Source organism: Paenibacillus sp. FSL R10-2199 (assembly GCF_038000235.1).
Classification (GTDB): domain Bacteria; phylum Bacillota; class Bacilli; order Paenibacillales; family Paenibacillaceae; genus Paenibacillus_AQ; species Paenibacillus_AQ phytohabitans.
The window spans coordinates 2805154-2829740 of record NZ_JBBOBO010000001.1 but is presented as its reverse complement, the minus strand read 5'-3'; the positions used below and the strand labels follow the sequence as shown (position 1 = coordinate 2829740).

Below are 24587 nucleotides of genomic sequence, written 5' to 3'. Positions count from 1 at the left end.
GCACCGGCCTTTCTGTTTGAATTATATATTATTGCAGTCTTTTCAGGCTACCCTGTTTCGTTCTCGTCTTGGAGTAGGCTATAGCGAGCAGTGTTCCGATGACCGCCACCGTTACGATGTTGGACGCTCCGGCGATCAGCCCCTGGGTGAAGACCTTGTTAGCCGGTTCCGCGTAGATGAGAATGTCCAGCACCGGCGCTACCAGGAACCAGGCAATGGCGTTGGCAATAATCTGCGCGAGATTGAAGGCAATGATCTCCTTCCGGCCGAACTCCCCATCCCTGATCGCTATTCTGGCTGCCAGCAGCCCGATAATCAGTCCGACCAGTCCCGAGGAGATGACCCAGCTGAACCAAGGGGAGCCATAGAATATCGCATCCTTCAGTGTGTGCCCGATCAGTCCGATGAAGAGCCCTGCAACCGGTCCGTATAGCAGCGCAAACAGTGCCAGAAGTGCGTATGTAGTCTCAATGTTGGTATTCGGAATACCCGAAGGAATGGAACCGAACCTCCCCAGTATTACGAATAACGGCGAACCGATGCCGATTGCCACAATCGTTTGAATGGATAATGCCTTGTGCTTAGCCACCTGCTTCATCTCCCTTAATGGACTTTATACTATGCTTTTCCGAATTATACATCGGTTTACTTGGGATTACTATAGGGGAGAGCAAATTAATATCCGAAACTGTTACACAATAAAAGACCTGAACACCGCCCAGAGGCAAATGTTCAGGTCTGATGATCATGCTTAAGGATAGCAGGCAGTACTGTACTATTTCACTGAAACAGATACCGTCACTGTCTTGGTGCCCAGCTTGCCTTTAACCGAAGTGGTTCCTTTGCTTACCGCTGTAATCTGCCCGGAGGAATTCACTTTAGCCACAGAAGGTTTGGAGCTGGTCCAGACTACGCTTCCTGTGACAATAGCGCTCTTGCCTGTATCATACAGCGCGGTTACAACTACGCTTTTGCCTGCACCCGGAGCAAGAATCAGCTTATTCTCACTGACCGTAATCTTCATTAGCTTCGGCACCACTGAGATTTTGACGGTGGCAGGAATTCCCTGATAGGAACCGCTCAAGGTTACTGTACCTTCCGTAATCGCTTTGACTGACGTTCCCTTCACAGAAGCAACTTCCGGATTTGACGATACCCAGTTCATTCCGCCCGAGAAGTTCGCAGTTTTGCCGTTCGAGAAATATCCGGTGACCTTAATCGTTTTGGAGCCTTTGATATTCATCTCAAGCACAGCCGGTTCTACGACAAGCTTCACAACCTTCTGCTCAATCGTTACCGGAACACTGATCGTCTTATTGGAATACGTACCTTTGAGTGTTGCCGAGCCTTTGACCAGACCTTTAATGGTCTTGGCAGCTGCCGATTGCTTGAGAACCGCGTTGCTTCCGCCCAGTTCCCAGACAATAGTGTCTGTCACATCGAGCTCATCACCGTTCTCCAGTACGGCCTGAACCGCCGGGAGCGGCGTTTCTTCACCGATGACCAGACCCAGTGCATCTTCCGGTCCAATCAGGACAAGCACTTTATTCTTAACTGTAACTTTGAGCTCAACCGTCTTGGAGCGGATCGCGGTCGCAGAACCTACAGTTACTGCACCTGCTTTGATCTTGCCTGTCAGGGTAGCCGTACCTGCCTTGCCGCCGGTAAGCTTCCCGTCCTTAATCGAGACAATCTCTTCATTCGCCGAGGTCCACTCGATTTCATCGCTGATATCCAGCTTGGTTCCGTCATATTTCGTTCCGCTTACCTTCGGCAAGCCGGCGGAGTCTGCTGTGTATATTTCCTGTTCTGTCTTCTCGAGGGTCAGCTCCGTCAGGGTTGGATAGACCGTTACCTTGAAGGTTTTGCTGATTCCGAGGTGATCTGCTTTGATGACAGAAGTTCCTACCGCTTTGCCTGTCACTGTAGCAAAAGCATTGCTGGCATCGGTAACATTGGCAACTACCGTAGCTGCCATCAGGTTGTCCGAGGTCCAGGTAGCTGACGCCGTTTCGTTCGTGGTCGAATTGACCGCATTACGCATCTTTGCCGTTACATTTAGACTTTCTCCCAGGAAAATGGACTGGTCGCCGGATGGTGTCAGCAGGAGCGCTTCATAAGGCGCCCGCACATAGACGTCAACGGACTGTTCCACACCCAGGTAGCTTGCTGTAATGACAGCCTTACCCACGCCATGAATAGTAATCATGCCGTCTTTTACTGTAGCTACGCTCTCGCTTGAGCTGCTCCAATCTGCCTCTTTCTCGATAGGGAGCTCATCACTCACCGCTGTAGCTTTGGTTACTGCTTTCAGCTGCACCGGGTTGTCTCCAACCAGCATTTCAAGCTCTTTGACTTCCGCACCGCTCACTTTGTCTTTAAGCATGATTGCCGAATAAGGAAGCTCCACAACCGCCTTGAAAGTCTCGGTTAATCCCTTGTACTTGGCAGTAACTGTCGCCGTTCCTTCGCCAACCAGCGTAATCTTACCCTCTGTAATTGTCAGTACGCCTGAATTCGAGCTGCTCCAGTCGGCGTCCTTCGTCACATTTTTCTCTTCAGTGGCTGATTCGCCGCCCTTGGCCGTTGCGGTAACCAGGAGTGAGGCTTCTTTGTCTCCTAGTTTATAGCTGCCCTCCGTGCTGCGTTTCAGTGTCAGATCTTTATACGGATACGTAACAGATACCTCAACAGTATCTACCGCATTATTACTATAAGTAGCTGTAATCATTGCCGTCCCGTAAGTAAGCGGCTTGATCTGACCGTTAATTACGCTGACAACTTCATTCTTGGAGGAGGTCCATGTGGCGGATGCCGTCACATCCCTCTTGGAGGAAGAGCCTTCTACATTGGCATATACCTTAAGCTGCTTCGGTGTCTGGCCAACGGTTAGCTCTATTTTGTCAGAGCTGTCGATTTCAATAGAGTTGATGTCTCCAGCAGCGGCAAAGACGTTTACCGGAAAAGCTGCAGCAACGAGCAATATCATAATGAGGAGCGTTTTTGTCATTTTCCTGTACACGGTCATCTGTTCTCTCCTTAGACGGTCTTATTATCGGTGGCCTTTTACCACACTCTTCCACTATATCGACAAATGGAGCCCAAGTCTTTACCCCATTTTCAGTTAATTTTCAGTTTCTGCTGAATTCAGGTCTTTATAACTATAAAAATTGTGCTCTATATCTATACATTCAGTCCGGCAGGCAACCGCCAAAGGAAGTAGATAAAATACCTAATTTGCACCATTGTCTGAAATTTACATTTCCGATATGGTATTTTATAACATCCTCACTCTATGTATCTCCCCATCCGCATTTACTTCAACGAGAGTCTCTGCCTACTTCCTATAACAGTGTATTGCGTATGATCATTCATTAGGGTTCGCGGATAACAATGCAGAGGAGGATTATCATGAAGCGGCTTGCTCAACTGGATTCCATACGCGGACTGGCTTCGCTGTCTGTTGTGCTTCATCATCTGTGGCAGTCAGCTCCGGTATTGCCGGCTGTATTCTATTATTCTCCGGCCCGGATCTTCATCGGCGGCCATCAGGCCGTCATCCTCTTCTTCATCCTTAGCGGCTTCGTACTCGCCCTACCGTTCCTGAGTGGCAAAACTGCCCCGTATTCCGCCTACATCATCAAACGGATCTGCCGGATCTATCTTCCCTATCTTGCGGCCCTGATCCTTGCTGTCATTGCCGCCAGCCTGCTGCATAACAAGTCAGAGAGTCAAGTGGGTTCATTCTTCTACTTTTTCTGGCAGAGCGGGTTCAGCCTGCGGCTGATCGCCGAGCATCTGACGCTGCTCACCAACTTCAATACCAACGCCTACAATACCGTCATCTGGTCTTTGCTCCATGAGATGAGGATCTCCCTGATTTTCCCGCTGCTGATGCTCCTTGTGCTCAGGCGCGGCCTGGTGTTCAATCTCCTCATCTGCCTCCTGCTGAACATGGCCAGCACAGCCAATGATATCTTCGGCCTGGAGTCCAGCAGAGGATTTCACACCTCATATATGGACACCGTCTATTACACCCCGTTCTTCATCATCGGCGCCTTGCTGGCCAAACACAGGGCTGAACTGATGAGCCTCTGCCGGCGTGCCGGACAGCTGTACAAGGCGGCCGGCCTGGCCGCAGCCATCCTGCTCTATGCCTACTCCCGTCTCCTCTCCGACAAAATTCATCTGCCGTTCAACCGCGTTATCGACGACTATGGGATCACTCTGGCTGTGGCATTCTTCATCATCCTGGCACTTACTTCAGCGCAGCTGATCAAGCTGCTCTCGCTGAACTTCATCAGCTTCCTTGGTAAAATCTCATACAGTCTCTATCTCTACCATTTCATCGTATTCCTCACTCTGGCCTACACCATCCAGCCTTATATCCCCTACTGGCTGTTCGGCCTGCTTACACTGGCTCTTAGCATTCTGGCGGCTACAGCAAGCTATTATGGGGTGGAGAAGCCGGCTATGGCTCTCGGACGGCATCTCAGCAGCTATGTCACCAGGCCCCGGGCGGGACGTTCCGCGCTGCACAAGGCACCTGAAGCTGAGGCTGTGACGCAGCAGATCTGATTTCTTGATACCGGCAGGCGGTTTGGGTCAGTAGACTAGTCAGCTATCGATCAGGAAGCAAAAAAAGGGGAGCCCTTAGAGCCGTTACCGGCTCTTGGAGGCATCCCCTGAGTGTTGTTCATATTTGCGTACGCTTACGCGCGGCGCGGTTCTGCTGTGGCTCTGCTCACACTGACAAGCTCACCGCGGCATTCATTTACACCAGCTTCTGTCACCTTCACCTCGCAGAGCTCGCCCTGCAGCGAATCATCGCCGCTGAAGAGAATCTGCAGATAGTTGTCGCTGAAGCCGTGCTGAATGCTGCGTCCCGGTGATCCCTTGGCTGCACGCTCAGGAATGACGGACAGTGTTCTGCCGACGAATTTCCGGGCATAAGCCAGCTGCATCTCCTCAGAGAGGTCAATCAGCTGCTGGACACGCTCATTCTTGATCTCTTCATCCACTTGGTTCAGCATCCGTGCTGCAGGCGTACCGGTCCGCTTGGAATACGGGAACACATGCATCTCGGAATAGTTGACCGCCTTCATGAAGTCATAACCGGCGCGGAACATCTCCTCGGTCTCGCCCGGGAAGCCGACGATAACATCGGTTGTAATGCCAACATCCGGCATCGCCTGGCGGATCAGCTGCATTTTGGCATAATACTCTTCGGTCGTATATTTACGGCGCATGGCCTTCAGCACGTCGTTATGACCGGCCTGCAGCGGAATATGCAGATGGCGGCACATCTTGGAGCTGCGGTTCAGCACCTCAAGCAGCTTGTCATCAATCTGGCTGGCTTCAATCGAGCTGATGCGGACCCGCTCCAGGCCATCCACCTGATCCAGCTCCCACAAGAGATCGGCCAGACGGTAATTCTCCAGATCATCGCCGTAGCCCCCGGTATGAATCCCGGTCAGGACAAACTCTTTATATCCCGCCTCCACAAGCTGACGTGCCTGGGCGACAATCGATTTCGGATCACGGCTGCGCGACAGCCCGCGCGACCAGGGAATGATGCAGAAGGTGCAGAAGTTATTGCAGCCGTCCTGAATCTTCATGAATGCACGCGTCCGGTCAGCGAATCCGGGAACATCCAGCTCCTCGAACTCCCGGGTCTTCATAATGTTGCGGACCGCATTCACGGGCTGGCGTGATTCCTGGATATTCTTCACATGGGTCATGATCTGCTCGCGGTCCTGGTTGCCGATGACCAGATCGACGCCGGGGATGTCGAGAATCTCTCCGGGCGAGGTCTGCGCATAGCAGCCGGTTACAGCGACGATCGCTTCAGGATTGCGGCGCACCGCGCGGCGGATCATCTGCCGGCTTTTTTTGTCGCCCGTATTGGTCACCGTACAGGTGTTGATGAGGTAGACATCGGCGGAACCTTCGAAATCAACCTGCTCGTAACCTTCATTTTTGAATAGCTGCCAGATGGCTTCTGTGTCGTAGAAATTGACTTTACAACCTAAAGTATAAAATGCTACGGATGGCATTGTTTAAGCTCCCCCCATTTCTCCGGATTCATATAGAATGCAGGCGGCGGCGACCATACCTGCGGTTTCACAGCGCAGAATGCGTGCTCCCAGGCCTACGGAGACACCACCGGCCTCTTCGGCAGAGCGGCATTCCTCCGGACTGAAGCCGCCTTCCGGTCCGACAACAATCATTACCTTCGCAGTAGAATCCTGCGGCAGCGAGGACAGCCAAGGCGCGGCTGCGCTGCGGAGCTGCAGCCCTTCTTCTTTTTCATAACAGAAATAGACCGCGTCATACTCACTGAAGCTCTTCAGCAGCAGCTTCCAGCTAAGCGGCGAATGCACTTCCGGAACGATATTCCGGTGAGCTTGTTCAGCGGCCTCCTTGCAGATTTTGCGCCAGCGCTCTACCCGCTTGCTCTCCTTGCGTTCATCATACTGCACAATCGTCCGCTCGGAGAGGAACGGGGTGAAGGCAACCGCACCGATCTCGGTACATTTCTGGATCACCGTCTCCAGCTTGTCCCCCTTCGGCAGGCTCTGGGCTACAGTAATCTTAATCCGCGGCTCGTGGGTCATAGCCAGGTTCTCCAGTATGCTCACGGTTACGAGGCCAATCTCTATTTCAGCGATCTCAGCCAATGCCTCGCGGGAAACGCCGTCGCTGACGATCAGCTTATCCCCTGCCTTGCCGCGCATCACCTTGGCAATATGCCGGGCATCTTCGCCGTCAATGCTTACCTTATCTTGGCCGAACTGCGCCGGTGTTACGAAATAACGCTGCATCTTTTATCATCATCCTGTCCGTTATTCAGCGTAAAAGCGGCGGCGTTCCCGTCAAATCAGGTCCCGGCCGCCGCTTCACTCACATGATTAAACCTCGAAAATACCACATTATATTGTACAACGTTTAGAGCTGCATGAACATCCCTCAATCTGAATTCTAGCCGCCGAATAATCCGTAAAAGAATTGCACGGCTCCGGCGCTCATTTGATTGGCCCAGTTATCCAGCGGTGTAATCGTGTAGGCACGCAGACCCGGGATAAACAGAATCAGCAAAAAGATGAAGACCGCCCACTGCTCATACTGCTGCAGTCTCCCGCGGATCGGACGAGGAGCCAGATCCTCCACGATCCGGTAACCATCCAGCGGAGGCAGGGGAATCAGGTTGAACAGGAACAGGAAGAAGTTAAGTTGAATGAAAATGCCGAAGAACCAGTAAATAGCCTGAAGCACGCGGTCATTGCTGATAGACTCCAGCACTCCGGTCGCAGCCAGAGCCGAATAAATCATTGCTCCGAGGAACCCCAGCAGCAGATTGCTGATCGGACCGACCGCAGATACGATAACGCCCATCAGACGGGGGCGGCTGAAATTGTCACGGTTGACCGGAACCGGCCGCGCCCAGCCGAATCCGGCGACCACAAGCAGAATAATTCCGAAGAAATCGAAATGCACCGCCGGGTTCAGGGTCATACGGCCGAGCAGGCGTGCTGTCGGGTCCCCGAACTTATTCGCAAAGTAAGCATGGCTAAACTCATGTACTGTAAAGGCGATCAGCAGGGTAATGAGCAGGAACGGAAGCTGTTCCAGCGGCATTCGTATAAAGCTTTGCAGAAATTCCATCTCTACCTCTTTCCGGCTGTGAACGCCACCCAATCTTCTTCACGGGTTACTTCTATAATCTCGAAACCGGAAGACTTCAGCGCTTCCGCTACAAGTCCTTCCTTATCCTTGTAAATACCGGAGGTGATGTAGATTCCTTCCGGCTGGAGTGCACGGTACACATCATCTGTGAACAGCACAATAATCTCGGCGAGAATATTCGCTACAACAACCCGCACCGGCAGGGTAACTCCCAGTCCCTCAGCAGCCGGAGCAGCGGCAGGAATAGCTGCTTCCTGTCCAGCCTGTTCAGCAGTATAGCCCGGTCTGGCCGAAGGCCACATATCTCCGGCTGTAGTATCTGCCGCCCGTTCTCCGCCGAGCAGGGAGAGCAGATCGCTCTCCTTAACCGTGATGGCAGCCTCAAGCCGGTTCAGCGCCACATTCTCACGGGCACTCTCCACCGCCACCGGGTCGAGATCCAGGGCGAGAACGGATTTCGCGCCCAGCAGCACAGCGCCTACGGCAAGGATGCCGGAGCCTGTGCCGACATCAATTACTTCATCGCCGCTGGCGATATGCTTCTCAAGCGCGCGCAGGCACAGCGCCGTCGTCGGGTGCGTCCCCGTTCCGAAGGCCATGCCGGGGTCGAGCTCGATAATCTTTTCGTCCGGGGAGGCCGGGGTATATTCTTCCCATGTAGGCTTAATGGTCAGCCGTTCCGAGACGCGCAGCGGCTTGAAGTACTGCTTCCAGGCATGGGCCCACTCATCCTCATCCACCGTCTTCCAGGAGATCAGTGCTTTGCCGGGATCGATCCCGAACCCTCTCAGCTCTTCCACCCTTGGCGTTACCTCCGCCACAATCTCGTCCATTGCCGCCGTTTCGGCATAATAGCCCTTAATTACCGCTTCCCCCTCGGGGATGTCATTCAGCGGCTCATCGTATAATTCACCATAACGGGTATCCCGTACTTTATTCAGCGTTCCGGATTCCTCAATGGAAACTCCGCCCGCACCGGCCTCATACAGCAGATTGGATATCATCTCCTGTGCTTCCTCCGTTGTATGTACCGTCAGTTCGTGCCATAGCATGTTAGTAAATCCTCCTGAAAGTTTGGTAGCATATGCTCCGTTGGTTCTGCTTCGCAAAACTTGTTTCGAAAGCATACGCTTAGTTATGAGAGCCCAGTCTCCCTGAAATCACTCCGCGTAACTGGATTCGAAAGCGCGGCTTAGTTGTGTGAAGCATATCTAGGATAGTATAGCATTTCTTACCCGTGCAGCGCCAAACTGCGGGTCAGATCCCTTAATCCGTCACACGGGTGCGGCAAAAGCAATCCAGTACATGATCGTCCACCATCCCCGAGGACTGCATGAATGCATAACAAATGGTTGAACCGACAAACTTCATCCCCTTGCGCTTCAGCGCCTTGCTCATGCTGTCAGACTGCGGAGTGGTAGCGGGAACCTCCGCTCTGCTCTTCCATTGATTCACCACCGGCGTTCCGCCTATGAAGCTCCAGAGATATTCTCCGAAGCTGCCTTCCTCCCGGCCAATCTGCAAATAGGCCTCCGCATTGCGGATGACCGCATTAATCTTCAGCCGGTTGCGGATAATCCCCTCATTCTGCATCAGCTCGGCTATCTTGTCCTCCCCGTACAGCACAATCTTCTGCGGATCGAAGCCATCGAAGGCTTCGCGGAAATTCTCCCGCTTCTTCAGTACCGTATACCAGCTCAGTCCGGCCTGCATGCCCTCCAGCATCAGCAGCTCGAACAGCTTCAGATCATCATATAGCGGCTTGCCCCATTCCTCATCATGATAAGCAATATAAACAGGGTCCTCATTCACCCAGGCGCAGCGTGTTATCGTCAAGTCTTGTTCTCTCCTTATTCACTGAAATGGAAATTCAGGATAGTTGTATTATGTACAATTAAAAACAGCGAAAAGGGATGCTTGGCACTTATAAGTGTAGTCTGTACAACTAAATCTGCCCAATGGGCGATAATCCGTCTACATAGAGCTGTTTAATTGTATGAAATACAACTAAACGGATAATCGGTGGAAAATCAGACGTTTTAGTTGTACAAAGTGCACTTAAGTATACCGCATATCCCGTAATGGGGTCACGGCCAACCCTTTATATTTATCTACTGCGAGATCCGTCCGCCAAATGACGCGCCCGCTAGCTTACGGCATAAAAAGAGCAGCCCCGGCCGGGCTGCTCTTCCTAATTGGACTCGTTTATTCCTATACTCGCTACAAAATGCTGCCTATTATTCCATGAGCTTATCCATAAGGCGGAGGATCATCACTACCGATTCGGCGCGGGAAGCCGGTTCCTCCGGCTTGAACTGTCCATTGCCTTTTCCCGTTACGATACCTGCTCCCGCAAAGGCATTGATAGGCCCTGCTGCCCAGCCCGCAGTGACGTCAGAGAATGGAACACTATCGCTGCTCACATAATTCGTCAGACGGGACAGCATCGTCACCATCTCCGCCCGGGTGATCTCCTGCTTGGGATGGAAGGAGCCATCGGCGTACCCGGTGATCACTCCGTTGTCTTGAAGTGCACTAATGGCTTCCGCGGCCCAATGCCCCCGCGTATCCGAGAAGCCGGTGCCGCCTGAAGGGCTCAGGCCAAAGGCCTTGAACAGCATCGCTGCAAACTCAGCGCGGCTTACTTTGGCGTCAGGGCGGAAGGAACCATCCGCGTAGCCGGTTATAATCCCCATCCGGGCCGCACGTTCAATGAATGCGGCACTCCACAGAGCTGCAGGAGTATCCGGGAATGTCACAGCAGGAGCGGATTGCCCTTTTGCCATGATCGCTTTTACCTTATCAAGATCTACTCTGTCGTTGAACACAGGCTTCGTCACGGTTGGCAATGTTGGCTCCGTAGTTTCAGCCGGTGTCGGCGTTGCTGTAGGTGTCGGCGTTACCGTTGCCGCCTGAGTTGGCGTTGATGTTGGCCTTGGAGTTGCTGCAGGTACGGTGCCACCATCATTGTTGCCTGTAGCCGCCGTTACGGAGGCCTGAATCTCCTTCTTCACTCCTCCGTATGAAACTGTGATCTTTGCCGTTCCTGTACCCACTGCTGTGACTACACCCGCTTCGCTCACAGCTGCAACCGAAGGATTGCCGGTGGCATATTTCGCTTCCAGGGTCTTGAAGGCGCTAGAAAGGTCGGAATACTTTGCCGTTACCGCTATGCTCTGCGTTTGACCTGCCGTCAGGAAGATAGATGCAGGAGTCACCTCCAAGTCTACCACTGCCGGTGCGGAAACCTCCGTAATCACAACCGGTATCGCAATGGACTTGCCTCCGAACGAAGCCGTGACCGTTGCTTCGCCTGCCGCAACGCCCGTGATAAGCCCCTTGTCCGATACAGAAGCAACAGCAGGGTCAGAAGATACCCAAATGACTTGATCCGTAACCACCAGATTCTCTGCATGATCATATACTGCCGTTATTACAGAAGCAGCGGTCTGGCCCACTTGCAGCCTATGAGTGCCTGGATCAGCTGTCAGTTTCAGCAGAACAGGAACTGTGCTTTCCGCCTGAACTGTTACAGCAATGCTGACTGCCGGCAAGTTTCCATATTGTGCCTCGATTGTAGTACCGCCTGCTGCTACCGCGTGAATCACACCTGTGGCATCTACCGTAGCCACATTGTCATTAGAGGAAGTCCACATCGCTTCATTAGTGACATCTGCTGTGGACTTATCGCTATACGTAGCGGTGAGAACTGTCGCGCGTTCCTCCCCGGCCTGCAATGTCAGCTCCGTAGGCGATACCGCCACGGAAGTCACCGTAAGCTCATCCTTCTTCTCAATAATATAATTATCTATTAATGCATCGCTTTCTGTAGTACGGGCCTGGATGGTGATTTTGTCATGGCTGACTTGAATGGCAGAATACACCGGAACGTTCTCGTCAAACACGAAATTAAGATACTCATACTGCTTACCATCGTAGAATTTCCAGCCGGAGGCGCCCCCGTCCAGATAGACCGTCCCGCGCTCGCCGTTTAGCAGCGGCTTTCCTCCATTCATCGGATAGGTGCGCGCATACACATGGTCATGGCCTTCCAGCACCAGATCTACTTTCAGTTCCTCCAGAACAGGTGCAAAATACGTTTGCGTGTATTCAATTACATTCCCGCGTCCATCTTCGGTATGATAAGCAGGCTTATGGAACATCACAATCTTCCATTTCTTATCACTTGCCTGAAGATCCGCACGCAGCCATTCGGCTTGCTTTGCCATGGTTACTTCGTCTGCCTCAGAGTTCAGCACAATGAAATGCACCTCACCCGAATTGAAGGAATAGGCGTACTCCTTCTGAACGTCCGGGCCGTTCTCCGGCAGATCAAGTCCCTTGGCAAAAATCTCCTTGCCTGCACCTTTAACATCATGATTCCCCATCGTGTAGCCTGAAGGAAGGGAGGCGGCATAGACCGAAGAAGCTTCCCAGAACTGGTTCCATTCATTCAGGATTCCTCCGTCGTCAACCATATCGCCGCCGTGCATCACAAATTGGGTATCCGGATAACGGGTTAGAGCATCGCTGATCAGCTGCTGATAGATTTCAAGCCCATTATCTCCTTTGGTATGTGAATCGGTTACGAATACAAAAGAAACGGGAGTTTCCGGTGCTGCATCCAGCGTCTTGTATTCGTACCAGGCACTCCAATGGCCTTCATAGCCCACCCGGTAATGATAAGCCGTACCCGGCTCCAGGCCGGCAACCAATGATTTGTGGAACTTTATTTCGCCCAGCGGCCCGCCCTCCACTTCATGGATGACCTCCACTTCGGTAAGTGCAGTCTGCTCTACCGCCTTTGGCTGAGCACTGTCCGGCCCATTGTCCACCCAATCGCTGTTCTTCACATATTGAATCGAAGTTGCTTGAACTCCGGGGGCCGTCTGCCAGCCCACGCTCAGCATCGTACCCATATCTTCGGTAACAAAGGTCTGGACATATCTCGGATCGTCTCCGCCGAACTGGGTCACAACGTTCATGCTGAAGCTCTCACTGGTGCCGCCATCCTTGACCGCCTGCACTTTCCAGGTGCCGACTGCAAGATTGGCCAGCGAAGTATGAATTTCACCCTTGGCATCCGTCAGTCCCAATCCTTCGGTAAGGCTCTTCTGCTGTACATCGGCAGAGGCAATATAGCCTGTCCCTGTTCCATCCGGAAGATATACCTTGACGAATCCGGAGGTGCTTCCTGCTGTAGCGAAGAATTGCCCGTTGTTCTCTGCTGTAAGCAGCACGGCGGACGAATGATCAGCGCTTGTATATATACTCGAATTGGCGGCTGTTACCGTCACATAGGTCTGAGGGCCGCTTACATCGGTAAAATCAATCTCCGCCCCTTCAACCGGAGCTCCCGCATGGGTAGTAACGGTGATGATATTCTTCGTTTGCAGGCCCGATCCCTTGACGGTTAAGGCATACGGGAAACCAATCTTATAATTAACGGGAGAAGCAAACGAGCTTACAGCGGTCCCGCTGCCATAACCAAAACTGCCTTCCGCCATGGTGAACTGCTTGTAGGTCTCGCCACGTTCCATTTTTGCGGACCGGCTCACGGCGAAATCGATGCTGGCCAAGGCATCCGCAGAATCTCCCTGCAGTCCTTCTGCGCTAAATTCAACATAACCGCCTGTATTGTCGATGGTGCTCTGGACGTTGCTTAGTCCGTCACGAGCGTGCACAGCCTCCGCCTGCAGCGTCTGCGGGTCGAACTTAATCTTAGTCAACACGTTTGTTGCTCCGCCGGTATTCTTCGCCGCCAGCTTCAACCGGTAAGGCTCGTTGCTGACCGCTTCCTCCGGCCCTTCCAAGGTGAGCATCGCCCCATGCTCAATTGTAAAAGCATACTCCGCTGAAGCCGGATTACCCGCCAGATCCTTCACTTCAGCAACCACTTGATGATAACCGCCATCCAGCGGCACCTCCGGGTGATATGTGATTGCATTAGTATCCAGATCGTAAGCGTAAGCGGCCGGTGCAACGGACTGGCCATCCACAGTTAATTGGATCGAGTCTGGGTCAATGCCCGACTCCGCATCATCCGCCGACAGGATGATGTCGGATACGGGAGCAGTCAAGATTTGATCCGGTGCAGGTGAAACCGGAGCCAGCACGGGAACATCCATATCCTCATCCGCCGGCTCATCATAAATAAGTCTGACGTCATCGATCCAAATGGAGCCTTTGTTCTTTTTGCTCATTTGCCGTTCTTTCATCTGGAAGTAGAACGCCACGGTACCGGGCAGCGTCAGATCACTCCCTATCTCGGCCTCGACATATTTCCAGCCGCTCCAGTCTATCCCTGTCTCTTCGCTCCTCATCTCATACGTTTTGGACTTTCCGGTGGCTGAAACATAGAACTTGGAGGTTAGGCCATGCCCTTCGTTATTGGCGTAAATCCACATGCCGATTTTGTGGGGCGTTCTGCCTGTCAAGGCTAACTGGGTTGCAGGCCCGACTGCAACCTGGGAGGGATTATCGGTTATGCCGATAAAATCATAATCAATCCGCAAGGATTTTGCCCCGTCACGGACGTATTTCGGATCACTTTCAAGCGCCATATTGCCGCTGTAGATGCGCGCACTGTCAAACGTCAAGTCTGCCAGGCTCACCTGTTCAAAATCCTCCAGCATAACGACACCGTTAGGCTCAGCCGGATCCCCATACACGGTCGATGATGAGAAGGAGGGTGGAATGAACGGGATCAACACCGACATTGCCAATATCCCGGTTAATACTCTCTTTACAAGCGGATGCTGCTTACTCACTGCCTGCCACGCTCCTCGTTGTCTGTTCTTGTTCACCTGGGACAAGTTATTCCAGCATAACGCGGCAACGTATTCGTGAGATCATCGCAATGTAAGCACAATAAATACTTCAGCCCAATTTTCCCGGTGTCTCCTAAGAAAAAAAGGCGTCCGCCCCTTTTCAGGTTTGGACTGCCTTTTAAGGCTGCAATTGCACCCGCGTCTCTTTGTCCGGCTCGTTGGTGGAATAGAAGAACATGTATATAGAAGCTTCTGTTCCTTTGAAGTCCTTATACACATCAATGCTGTGGTTTTTTCCTTCTCCGCGGAAGTTCACTGTCACTATTTTACCTAAGATCCGGTCTTTCCCTGTGCCGATATGAGTCTGATTCACGCCGCCAAAATGGGGATCATCGCTCTTCGTCTCCACATAGAGATCTGCGCCCTGCATATAGTAGGTCCACTGTACCGGATAACCACCGGTTTCCCGGATCAGCGTCTGCTTCTCGCTGGAGATATTGGTCAATTGGAGTGGCACCTTATCGTCCCCATGCCGGGTAACTTTATATTTCCCTACAAGTGTCATTGGCGTCGTCTTTATAATCTCAAGATCTGCCGGCCGTTCGAAACGCAGGGTTGTCAGCTCCCTGTCCCCGGTTGTCGAATGCCATGCTCCGCCTTCCAGCTTCCGGCCGTCCACCTCGAGTGTATAATTAACATACGGCAATTCAGCGAATTTAGCTTTGCTCCGGACGGACACACGAATTTGCGTAGGCGTGACTACCATTTGCTCAATCCTGTTATCCGTGTCTCCCGCTTCCAGCGGCAGATCCAGCGCCGTCTTGATTGTGGCGTCTGCCATCTTCTTCTTGCTCAGTTCCAGATCAAACGTCCAAGGGCCGTCTATATTGCGTTCCAGCTTGGTATAACTGAGCTTATACACTGTATCAGCCTTGGGGACGTCATCCGGCTTATAATACTGAAGCGAGGTGTATTCCCCGTTGTCTCCCGGCTTGCCAAAAGCACCTGATTGAGAATTCCTGACAAGCTCTCCGTCTCTATAGGCTATGATTTGCGGGAAAGCTAAGTCCTTCGCTTCCGAATTATTAAAGACTGCCGCCGTGGACAGCATCAGACGCTCATTCCCCTCCTTAAAGGGCTGAACACTGAAGGATTCCAGTCCATCCCGGTTCACAGGGAAGCTCTGCTGCTGCGGTGAATCGGTATCCAGGTTCAGATCGACCTCCTGCTGTGAATACGACTCGATTCTCTCTGCCGTCAGGCTCACCTTGACCGTCTCCTGATCCGGCGTCCAATTCGACTCGAAATACCCGTTATACCGTTGATTCTTCTCGTCCCATTGCTGATAATTGTATTCCATTTCATCGCCGTTCCCCTTTGCATCCTTAAGGGACATGCCTTGGATATTCCATATTCCGCTTTCCCTGTCTGCACCGACATCCAGACTGTACAGAATCACCGTCCGGTTCTCATCGGTGAGCGCCGTATGCAGCGTCAGGGTTACTCCATCCTTAGTGATCGTCTGTCCAAGCGGCTGACCCAGATTCTGCGCCAGCGCGGCCTGTACACCGCCTCTATCTCTGAGCAGGATGCCCCAGTCATATTGCACAGCAGCATATACCGGTACAGCCACCAGCAGGGCGCTGAGCGAAGCAGCGATGGTGAACTTGCGCCAGCTGCGGTGACGGCGCGGAGCGGGAGCCCCTGCATCGGTTCTGCTTACTGTACCAGCATGTCCGGCCTGCTCCATCCGTCCCCACATCTCCTCAAAATCAGGATACAGAATCTCGTTATCGTCATTTAAGCGACGCTTTAGCAGTGCTTCGGTTCTGTCCATACTGCTCTTCCTCCTTAGCTATAATCTGAACTCCCGTATCCTCCAGAATTTTCTTCATCAGGCGCAGCCCCTTGTGCTGCCTGGATTTGACCGTTCCCAGCGGAATAGCCAGCATACCGGAAATTTCATCCATACTGAAATCATGCATATACCGCAGTGTCAGTACAGCCCTGATCTTTACCGGAAGACGGGACATATATCCGGCCCATTCCAGCTTCGTTTCCTTTTGCTCCGCCAGCTTCTCTACCGGGGGCTCCGGACTCCCCTTGAACAAATGCAGATTAGCCATCAGCTTCTGCTGCAGGCTATTCCTGCGTTTCAAGTGATTCAGGCAGGTATTAACCGTGACCTTCATAATCCAGGCCTTCAAATGATCTATGTTCTGCCACTGGCTGCGGAAAAGGGTAATGAATACCTCCTGGCATAGATCCTCAGCATCGGCAGCATCGTGCACCATATAGTAGCAGGTCCGGTATACCTCTTTACTGTAGGTTTGGAACAATTCCCTATTGCCCACTTGAGCATGCCTCCTTTCTTGTTTGGACTACCCTATATAACAACCGGGGGCTTCAAAAGGTTCATTTTCTACTCACAATAAGCAAAAAAAGCATGTCTCCACGTAAATGCCCGGGATACATGCTGTAAAAGGAACTTCTATGCGGAACTGGAACAGTATTCGGAGAAAGCAACCGTCAGACGATGTTCATTACTTCACGCGCCTGATTGTCCAGTTCCTGTGCGGAAGATGCAATCAAAGTGAATTCATTCAGGGCTACCTGAATCTGCTGCTGGCTCACACCCACATTCTCCTGAACCAGGTTAAGTCCGTTAGATATTCTTCCCACTTCCTCTGTGATGGCCTGGACGCTGTCGCGAACCTCCGTGATCTGATCCTGAACCATTGCGGACAGCTTGCGTACTTCTTTGGCCACTACGTCGAATCCCCGGCCGAACTCACCGGCATGAGCAGCCTCAATAGCCGCATTAAGCGCAAGCAGGTGGGTCTGTGACGCAATATTTCGGATTGTCTGCACAACGCCGTGAATGGCCGCTGCCTGCGTCTGCAAATTCAGCAGTGTATCGGTATTTTCGCTCGAGACTTCGGCAATTTTATCAATACTCACCAGCAGATCCTGACTGCGCTCAATTCCTTTTTCCGCACGCTGATTCAGGCTGTCAGCCATTTCCTGCATCTGTTCCACTACACGGTTCATATTATTCTGTCTGCCCGTGATATTGGTCGCCACCTTCGACACGCCAATGACATGCGTATCCGTCTCATCAAACACCGGCATATACGTGGCTTCAAGCCAGACTGATTCCCCGTCCGCGTCCATCCGTTCGATTTTATCCTGAAAGCTCCGGCCCGCAAACAGGTTCTCCCAGAATAGCTCATAGCCGGGACTGTTCACGAAAGATGGGAAACACAGCTCCTTGTGCTGCATTCCATACATGTCCTCAACCCTGTATTTCATCGAACCGGCAAACACCTCATTTACATACGCTACCCGGCGGTCCAGATCAAATCGGATCAATGCGAGATTCTTTTCCAAAGCTTTGACAACCAGTTCGTCTGTAACTACTTGGGCTGATAGATTCTCCATTATGACTACTCCCTATAAATCTCAATTTTTATCCGGCTTTTTGTTGGTTTTGGTATTCTTCGCTTTACTCATATTAACGGATATCCGGGCAGTTTGGATTATATTAATGAATTAAAAAAATCAGCTTGAATGAAGCAGCTGCACAAGGAAGGCTTCCCGATGCCAGTCACGGTCCAGCTATACAGAAAGCCCCACCCCCGGCTGGCGGAGAATGGGACTATCTTTCTTGGAATGGGGTTATGCGTCTGGTGAGAAATCAACCGATGTGGCCTTCTTCATATATGTACAGATTCCGCACTATTTTCTGGGTCCGTAATCCCCGATCTTAATTCCCCATACACTATCCTTCTGGTACGCAGCCGCTTCCTGCAGATCCGGGAGCCTGGCATCCTGGGGATAATGGCGCTCCAGATACTGGACGAAAGCCCGGCGCAGACCAATCTCATTCTCCAGCTTATTGAACTCATTAGGGTGCTTCTCCATTTCGGCAAGTGAAGTCTCCCAGCCTTCCAGATCAGCAGCCTCCGATTGTCCGGTGCGGACCTTCGCGGTAAGCTCCCGAAGCTCCCGGTAAGCCTTTTTTACTTTGGAAGAATAGACTTGCTTCTGGTTCAGGAAGGTTAGCAGCGCAACCAGCAACGCCAGTCCAATCCATAAAATAACAGTATCCACTTCAGTACCCTCCCGGTTTGGCATGTCTCTTCATTATACACGGCTGCGCACAAAAACACCCCACTTCTGTGGGGCATCTTTGGCAACAGTATCAAACTCACATTATAAGGAAGGTTTCCGCTATTCCTTCTTCAGAATCTCCTCCAGCTGTCTTTTATCAGCCTCCCGGGAGCGATCCATTGCCTCTATATCATCGTGGTCCGCTTCAGCCGCTGAGAATTCAACATCCTCTGCCTTTGCCTCATAGAGCATCTTCAACTTTTCCGTCTTGGAGAAAATTTTCGAGTTTTCTCTGTCCACCTTTAATCAGCCTCCCAAGTAGTGTTATCTGACAATCAAATCATCCCGCCGGCTTCCTCAATGAGTGACAGCGCCTGATCGTAAATAGCCGATTCTACAATTACAGTCAGCAGAATATTTCTGCCTGTCGGTCCGCCATCCCCGCCGTGACTCATCCCGCTGCCGCTCGTATGCGATGCAGAGAGGATGCCCGTATGCTCACTGACAGCGGTCATGGAATCCATACTTGCCAAATTGCCGGTGACCGGATTCACTCCGGACTGCAGCCCGCTTCCGCCAAATCTGCTGAATCTGTCAATGGAAACCTCTTCTACCCGCAGCGCCTGAAGCTTGCGGGAGACCCCTTCCGCTTCCTCCGGAGCCCTAAAGTACGCCAGTATATATCTTTCCAAGACCGTATCCCCGCTCTCTTGAGATTCAAGCTCTTAGTTGTACATGTTTATGTTGTCTTGGCAACGCCATTTTTATGCTTTTTTTTCAATAGCCCAGTATATTAATCGGATTTCGACAATTTATTCAGTACTTTACCGTAATATGGTACTAAAGTAGTATATTCCAATCTGTAAATTGACTGTAAAATAAATTTAATTTATCTGATTCCAATATTTAGAAGGAGGTTTGGAGCTGCAGACCGTATTTCATAAAATTGCTGGGAGGATGAGGCTATTTTGAAACGTACTTTAAAACATTCTATGCAAAGATTGGGTATAGGCACAGCAAGCTTTGGCTTGGCTGTATCGGTATTATTTCCCTCCGCCGCTTTTGCGAATTCACCCCTCCAATCGTCCTCAGAGCTAACATCACAAGTAACTGAAGCACTGACTCAGCAGGTTGTCCCGCAGAATTATGCAGGTGTCAGCACGGACTCGTCACCCGTTACAGTGATTGTTGAACTGACCAACACACCGGTCAACGTATATGAACGCGAAGTCAAAATCTCCGGTCAACGCTCTTCCATATCGCAACGAAGCAGAATCCACTCCGAACATAATTCATTTACCGCTGCTGCCAAGAGAATCGGAGCTACTCCTGGAACCGAATACAGTAACATCTTTAACGGATATTCGGTAACCTTGCCCGGTAATCAGGTGGACAAGCTGCTTAAGCTTCCTGGAGTTACAGCCATTTACCCTAATAATGAAGTTCATGCTCTGGCTGACAGTACCGAAGCTGCAGCACCTGTTACCCGCAGCTACTCTGACAGCGGTGAATTGATTGGGGCTGACAAGCTTCATGATGAAGGCTACACTGGCAAAGGAGTTAAGGTTGCGGTTGTCGATACCGGTATCGATTACAACCATCCGCTCCTGAAAGATAACTTCAAAGGCGGCTATGATGCTGTTGACAAGGATGAAGATCCTTATGAAACCGCACCTGATTCCAACTTCCCCGATAAACCAAACCGTCCTTACGCCACCTCTCACGGAACACATGTCTCCGGTACGGTTCTGGATATTGCACCAGAAGCTGATTTGTACGTCTACCGCGTACTAGGTCCTTATGGTTCCGGCACAACTGAAGACGTAATTGCCGGTATTGAAAAAGCCGTCGAAGATCAAGTCGATGTTATTAACCTCTCGCTGGGCTCAGACATGAACCAGAGCTACTCTGCAGACTCGATTGCCATTGACAATACTGTGAAGTCCGGAGTCGATGTGGTCGTGGCCGCCGGAAATGCCGGGCCTGACGAAGCGACGCTTGGTTCACCCGCAGGGGCGCAACTCGCTCTAACCGTTGGAGCCTCTACGGTGCCGGTAACGACGCCATTTTTTGATATCGGAAACCTCAAAAAGATTCCAGGCTTGATTGCAACTTACTCGCCAGAGCTGACAGAGGATATCTCCGGTTATCCGGTCATTTATGCGGGTATAGGTACCCCTGCGGATTTTGCAAATGTTGATGCCAAGGACAAGGTTGTTCTCGTGGACCGTGGCCAGATCAACTTTGTGGCCAAAGCGGTGAATGCCAAAGCGGCCGGAGCAAAAGTATTGCTGATCGCCAATAATACATCCGGTGAATTGGGAGCTACACTAGGAGCACCCGGTGATTATCCTCCAACCTTCGGCATTACACAAGCGAATGGTACAGCAGTTAAGGCAGAGCTTGCAGCGGGCAGAACATCTATCAGTTATGTCCCAGTAACTGAAAAGAACCAGTTGGCCGATTTCAGCTCCACCGGTCCGGGTTATCCCGATTATCTGCTGAAGCCGGATGTTGTTGCTCCGGGTGTCAGTATCAATTCCACGGTGCCGTTATGGGAAAGTGAAGACGACAGCTATAACACCGCTTTTGGATTAAAGCAGGGCACCAGTATGGCCACACCTCATGTGGTTGGAGCTGTAGCACTATTAGTGGGCAAGTATCCTAATCTTAGCCCTGAGCAGATCAAGACCTTGCTCATGAACAACGCAGACCCAATCAAGGACCGTAATGGTGATCTTTACTCCCTGTATCAGCAAGGCGCAGGATTGATCAATCTGGTCAAGTCCATCAACTCGGATTCTATCGCCAAAGTTGGAGAAATCTTCAACAGCGGACTACCGGGTTCGGTGGATATTCCGTACTACACAGGCTCCTTCTCCTTCGGCCTTCAGCCCAAAGGTGCCACTGTAACCAAAGCAGTCTATGTTGAGCAATTCAACAATCAGCCTGCAAAAGAGTACGATGTATCGCTGGACTGGTTGAATAATGAACCTGCTGATATTACAATATCACCCGAATCCAATAAAATCACTTCAGGCAGTGGAGTGGGTAATTATATCCCTATTAAACTTTCAGTTGATGACAATGCAGTTGACGGTGCATATGAAGCCATTTTGAATTTGAAGTCCGGCGATGAACTTCTCCGGCTGCCGCTCAATGTTCTGGTAGGCGACAAATTCAATCTCGAACCGGTCAACCAGCTAGGTCTGGATGATACGGAAATCTCCCCTAACGGAGACGGACGTTTCGACAAGACGGGCTTCTATTTCTCCGTTAACCAGGATCTCCCAAACATACGCTTTGTAGCTACGAGCGTGGATGATCCGTCTACGGTAATCGGTGATGTATACTCGTCCCAGGAAACAGTTTATCGCGGCGCTCATGAATTCCTGGATTGGGGCGGAACCGTTACAGATCCCTCAACCTCGGCCGTTAGCGTCCTCCCGGACGGCCATTATCTGATTACACCGATTCTTCCTGGTGACATCTGGGCTAGAGAACAGGCAGTCGTCTTCACGGTAGATACAGCGAAGCCTGTCTCTTCGGGCTATGCACTGGAGGAATATGAAAGAGAATCACCAACAGATGACCGATATGCATTTATCAGCGGATTTATAGACGAGGATCTTCTGGCAGACTTGATCTCACAGAGCAGACCAGTAAGCTCATTGTTCTCCGTATATGCTGTTGGTAAAGACTTCGACGGTACCGAGAAGGCTTTCGCTGGAACTATTGCAGCAGATGGGTATTTTGAAATTGATGTCCCTGTCAATGAAGGTGTTAACGATTATCTTGTCTTCGTAACCGATTCTGCCGGTAATGGCCAGGATGAAGATGATTACAGCCAGCATCTGATCTATAATACAGCAGATGGCGGCATCAAAGTGGCACCTCAAGCCTCTGCAAAGTCCATTGAGGTTGGGCAATCCGTGACGATTGATGTGTATTTCTCGGCTACAGATGCTGTGTATGGTGTGAACGGGGCTGCTCTTGGCCTCATTTATAGCAATACTCTGGACACCCCTGTGATCCAAACAAGCGTGCAGCTGGCTACGTATCAGGAACAGAAGTTCCCTGGCGTTTCGCTTGCTGAGCTGACTGATACAGGTGTGTTCGGCGAAGCATCCAAGCTTACGCAATACGCCGTACAGTTATCTGAAGGTGCTGCTTATACAGGTAAGGGTTCCCTTGCACAGTTCACCTTCACCCCGAAGAAGGCAGGAACTTATTCCTTCGAATTACACGGTGTGCAGATATGGAATGATGACGTAACCACTACCATTCCTTCAAGCATATCCAGTGTTACTGTAACAGTAGCCGATCCAGTAACCCCGGTTGATCCTGGCACAGGCTCTCCAGGCACTCCAAGCTCACCAGGTTCTGCGCCTTCTTCTACTGCTACACCAACTACAGGCATTGGCACTGTAGCTTCCGGACAGCTTACTGTAACAGCTGATCCTGCAGGTGGTAAGCCTACAGCGAGCCTGGCTGTTTCCGACTCCATTCTGGATGCGGCATTGAAGAGTGCGGTGAATAACAATGTCGTACTGAGCATCACTGATGTAGACTTCTCCAAATACGGACAAGTAAGCATTGTGCTCACATCTGCCCAGGCGGACAAGATGAAGAGTTCCGCAAGTGCACTCAGCCTGAACGGCAAGGGATTCTCCCTAACTATTCCGGCTGGCACACTTCCGGACTTCATTACCGCCAGTGGCCTAACCGTCACACTCGGTTTGCATGAGGAAGCGGATACCGCTCCGCTAAGCGGCAGTACCGGAAGTATTGATATCGGCTCCTCCTCACTGACCCTCAAGAACGGCTGGACCACAAGCAAGCCTGTATTTGTACAGCTTGCCCTGAACCCTGACGGCTTGAAGGATGTCCGCAAGACAGGGGCTTATAAAGAATCTGCTGAAAACTCATGGAGTTATCTGCAGCCAGGCACCATTCCTGCAGACGGCCTGCTGCAGTTCAGCATTACCGGTGACGGCACCTACACTGCTGCCGCCCGTAATACCAGCTTCTCCGATATCGGCACACACTGGGCCAAGGATGCCGTCGAAGTTCTTGCCGCTCACGGTATCGTAGCCGGTAAAGGAACTACCGCCAGCTTCAAGCCTGCTGACAGCCTGAATCAGGCCGAACTGTTGACCCTGTTCGACCGTTTGCTTGGCAAAGGTGACACCTGGACAACGCACATCAAGGAAAGCGGCTCCCGTGATGTCCTGACCCGCGAAGAAGCAGCGGTAATATTGGCTGAGGCACTTGGTGCCGATGTCACTTCCTCTGCGCTGACCTTTAAGGATACAGGTTCTATCTCGGCTAACGCCAAGAACGCAATCGCTTATGCAGTAAGCAAAGGTTACCTCCAAGGTGTAGGCAACAACACCTTTAACCCGAAGGGTACCCTGACCCGTGCCCAGGCTGCTGTCATCCTGGAGCGTGTGCTCGAGGATCTGCGTAAACAGTAAGACAAGTAATCTGTGTCGTAACTAATATGCCCTACTAAAGCGGCGGCAGCATCCTGATTTGTGGATGCTGCCGCCGTCTTTGTGCTGATTTCAAATCGTTAAGGAAAACAAACCCGAGTTTGCCTGCCTCTTTGCCAGGTGACTTAGACAATAAATTCAGCCAACAGGCAGTAATTTTTAATTATAGACAAATTATATCGCCCCTATAGGATAGGATCCAATTAGAATAATATCAGATATGAATTGGCAAAAAGGGGAATCGAAAGGGCCTCCTACAGCCCATCTGGGCCCTCAGCTAATCAGACGGACTGAAAATCCGCTATTTTCCCTAATCTGGAAGGTTATCTGGTTAAGCGGACTCAGATTCCGCTAATGGGCCTGTCGCAGCCCTTTTCATGCCCAAAATTTTCGCCAGCCTCTGCCCGGCAAAGAACATATACCGCGGATAATTTAGATGTTTTGGAGCAGCCGGGATACTTAATTGGATAAAACGGCTTAAATTACACCATTGAAAATACTGCTTACCAGAAAGCTAAGCTAA

The 24587-nt window shown here is 51.4% G+C and carries 16 protein-coding genes; 2 read left to right on the top strand and 14 right to left on the bottom strand.

The features are described from left to right. Positions 1-28: 28 nt before the first annotated feature. Entirely contained in the window at positions 29-598 is a 570-nt protein-coding gene (locus NYE33_RS12295; RefSeq protein WP_340943195.1) for an ECF-type riboflavin transporter substrate-binding protein, read from the bottom strand. A gap of 177 nt (positions 599-775) precedes the next feature. Then, a complete protein-coding gene (locus NYE33_RS12290) occupies positions 776-3010 on the bottom strand; it encodes an Ig-like domain-containing protein (RefSeq protein ID WP_340943193.1) in 2235 nt (744 codons plus the stop codon). Between the two features lie 401 nt (positions 3011-3411). On the opposite strand from NYE33_RS12290, the gene NYE33_RS12285 reads away from it, so the two are divergent. Beyond that, positions 3412-4578, top strand: a complete 1167-nt coding sequence (locus NYE33_RS12285) for an acyltransferase family protein (RefSeq protein ID WP_341065938.1) — start codon at positions 3412-3414, stop codon at positions 4576-4578. Between the two features lie 134 nt (positions 4579-4712). Here the strand turns inward: NYE33_RS12285 and mtaB are convergent, their stop codons facing one another. The 12 genes from mtaB to NYE33_RS12225 form a co-directional block, all read right to left on the bottom strand. Continuing rightward, positions 4713-6056 carry a tRNA (N(6)-L-threonylcarbamoyladenosine(37)-C(2))-methylthiotransferase MtaB gene (mtaB, locus tag NYE33_RS12280; RefSeq protein WP_042139448.1) on the bottom strand — a complete coding sequence of 448 codons (1344 nt, stop codon included), beginning with the start codon at positions 6054-6056 and terminating at the stop codon, positions 4713-4715. A gap of 3 nt (positions 6057-6059) precedes the next feature. Further along, a complete protein-coding gene (locus NYE33_RS12275) occupies positions 6060-6824 on the bottom strand; it encodes an RsmE family RNA methyltransferase (protein ID WP_341065936.1) in 765 nt (254 codons plus the stop codon). A 157-nt stretch (positions 6825-6981) separates the two neighbouring features. Continuing rightward, positions 6982-7665, bottom strand: coding sequence for a site-2 protease family protein (locus NYE33_RS12270; protein ID WP_042139450.1), 684 nt, complete (start codon positions 7663-7665; stop codon positions 6982-6984). A gap of 2 nt (positions 7666-7667) precedes the next feature. Next, positions 7668-8738, bottom strand: a complete 1071-nt coding sequence (gene prmA / locus NYE33_RS12265) for a 50S ribosomal protein L11 methyltransferase (protein ID WP_042139451.1) — start codon at positions 8736-8738, stop codon at positions 7668-7670. A 214-nt stretch (positions 8739-8952) separates the two neighbouring features. Beyond that, positions 8953-9516 (bottom strand): DNA-3-methyladenine glycosylase I, encoded by a 564-nt coding sequence (locus tag NYE33_RS12260; RefSeq protein WP_445669808.1) that lies wholly within the window; start codon positions 9514-9516, stop codon positions 8953-8955. A gap of 407 nt (positions 9517-9923) precedes the next feature. After that, positions 9924-14456: an S-layer homology domain-containing protein gene (locus NYE33_RS12255; protein ID WP_341065934.1), complete on the bottom strand. Its 4533-nt coding sequence runs from the start codon at positions 14454-14456 to the stop codon at positions 9924-9926. Positions 14457-14634: 178 nt separating this feature from the next. Beyond that, a complete protein-coding gene (locus tag NYE33_RS12250; protein ID WP_042139455.1) occupies positions 14635-16293 on the bottom strand; it encodes a DUF4179 domain-containing protein in 1659 nt (552 codons plus the stop codon). Then, positions 16253-16750: an RNA polymerase sigma factor gene (locus NYE33_RS12245; RefSeq protein ID WP_231575442.1), complete on the bottom strand. Its 498-nt coding sequence runs from the start codon at positions 16748-16750 to the stop codon at positions 16253-16255. The genes NYE33_RS12250 and NYE33_RS12245 overlap by 41 nt, the downstream gene beginning before the upstream one ends. A 235-nt stretch (positions 16751-16985) precedes the next feature. Next, complete coding sequence (locus tag NYE33_RS12240; RefSeq protein ID WP_042139457.1) at positions 16986-17897, bottom strand: methyl-accepting chemotaxis protein; 912 nt, start codon at positions 17895-17897, stop codon at positions 16986-16988. A gap of 297 nt (positions 17898-18194) precedes the next feature. After that, the gene (locus NYE33_RS12235) at positions 18195-18569 is read right to left on the bottom strand and encodes a hypothetical protein (protein ID WP_052422052.1); all 375 of its coding nucleotides are present in this window, start codon (positions 18567-18569) and stop codon (positions 18195-18197) included. A gap of 120 nt (positions 18570-18689) precedes the next feature. Then, complete coding sequence (locus tag NYE33_RS12230; protein WP_039300782.1) at positions 18690-18869, bottom strand: YfhD family protein; 180 nt, start codon at positions 18867-18869, stop codon at positions 18690-18692. A gap of 35 nt (positions 18870-18904) precedes the next feature. Continuing rightward, positions 18905-19261: a hypothetical protein gene (locus NYE33_RS12225; RefSeq protein ID WP_042139459.1), complete on the bottom strand. Its 357-nt coding sequence runs from the start codon at positions 19259-19261 to the stop codon at positions 18905-18907. 300 nt (positions 19262-19561) lie between these two features. Between NYE33_RS12225 and NYE33_RS12220 the strand changes: the two genes are divergently transcribed. Next, on the top strand, positions 19562-24046 hold the full coding sequence (locus NYE33_RS12220; RefSeq protein ID WP_341065932.1) for a S8 family serine peptidase: 4485 nt from the start codon (positions 19562-19564) through the stop codon (positions 24044-24046). Positions 24047-24587 lie beyond the last annotated feature (541 nt).

What these genes read in the sequence shown, in the direction of transcription:
- NYE33_RS12295 (WP_340943195.1), bottom strand. Translation starts at nt 598, where the DNA reads ATGAAGCAGGTGGCTAAGCACAAGGCATTATCCATTCAAACGATTGTG.
- NYE33_RS12290 (WP_340943193.1), bottom strand. Translation starts at nt 3,010, where the DNA reads ATGACAAAAACGCTCCTCATTATGATATTGCTCGTTGCTGCAGCTTTT.
- NYE33_RS12285 (WP_341065938.1), top strand. Translation starts at nt 3,412, where the DNA reads ATGAAGCGGCTTGCTCAACTGGATTCCATACGCGGACTGGCTTCGCTG.
- mtaB (WP_042139448.1), bottom strand. Translation starts at nt 6,056, where the DNA reads ATGCCATCCGTAGCATTTTATACTTTAGGTTGTAAAGTCAATTTCTAC.
- NYE33_RS12275 (WP_341065936.1), bottom strand. Translation starts at nt 6,824, where the DNA reads ATGCAGCGTTATTTCGTAACACCGGCGCAGTTCGGCCAAGATAAGGTA.
- NYE33_RS12270 (WP_042139450.1), bottom strand. Translation starts at nt 7,665, where the DNA reads ATGGAATTTCTGCAAAGCTTTATACGAATGCCGCTGGAACAGCTTCCG.
- prmA (WP_042139451.1), bottom strand. Translation starts at nt 8,738, where the DNA reads ATGCTATGGCACGAACTGACGGTACATACAACGGAGGAAGCACAGGAG.
- NYE33_RS12250 (WP_042139455.1), bottom strand. Translation starts at nt 16,293, where the DNA reads ATGGACAGAACCGAAGCACTGCTAAAGCGTCGCTTAAATGACGATAAC.
- NYE33_RS12245 (WP_231575442.1), bottom strand. Translation starts at nt 16,750, where the DNA reads ATGGTGCACGATGCTGCCGATGCTGAGGATCTATGCCAGGAGGTATTC.
- NYE33_RS12240 (WP_042139457.1), bottom strand. Translation starts at nt 17,897, where the DNA reads ATGGAGAATCTATCAGCCCAAGTAGTTACAGACGAACTGGTTGTCAAA.
- NYE33_RS12220 (WP_341065932.1), top strand. Translation starts at nt 19,562, where the DNA reads ATGCAAAGATTGGGTATAGGCACAGCAAGCTTTGGCTTGGCTGTATCG.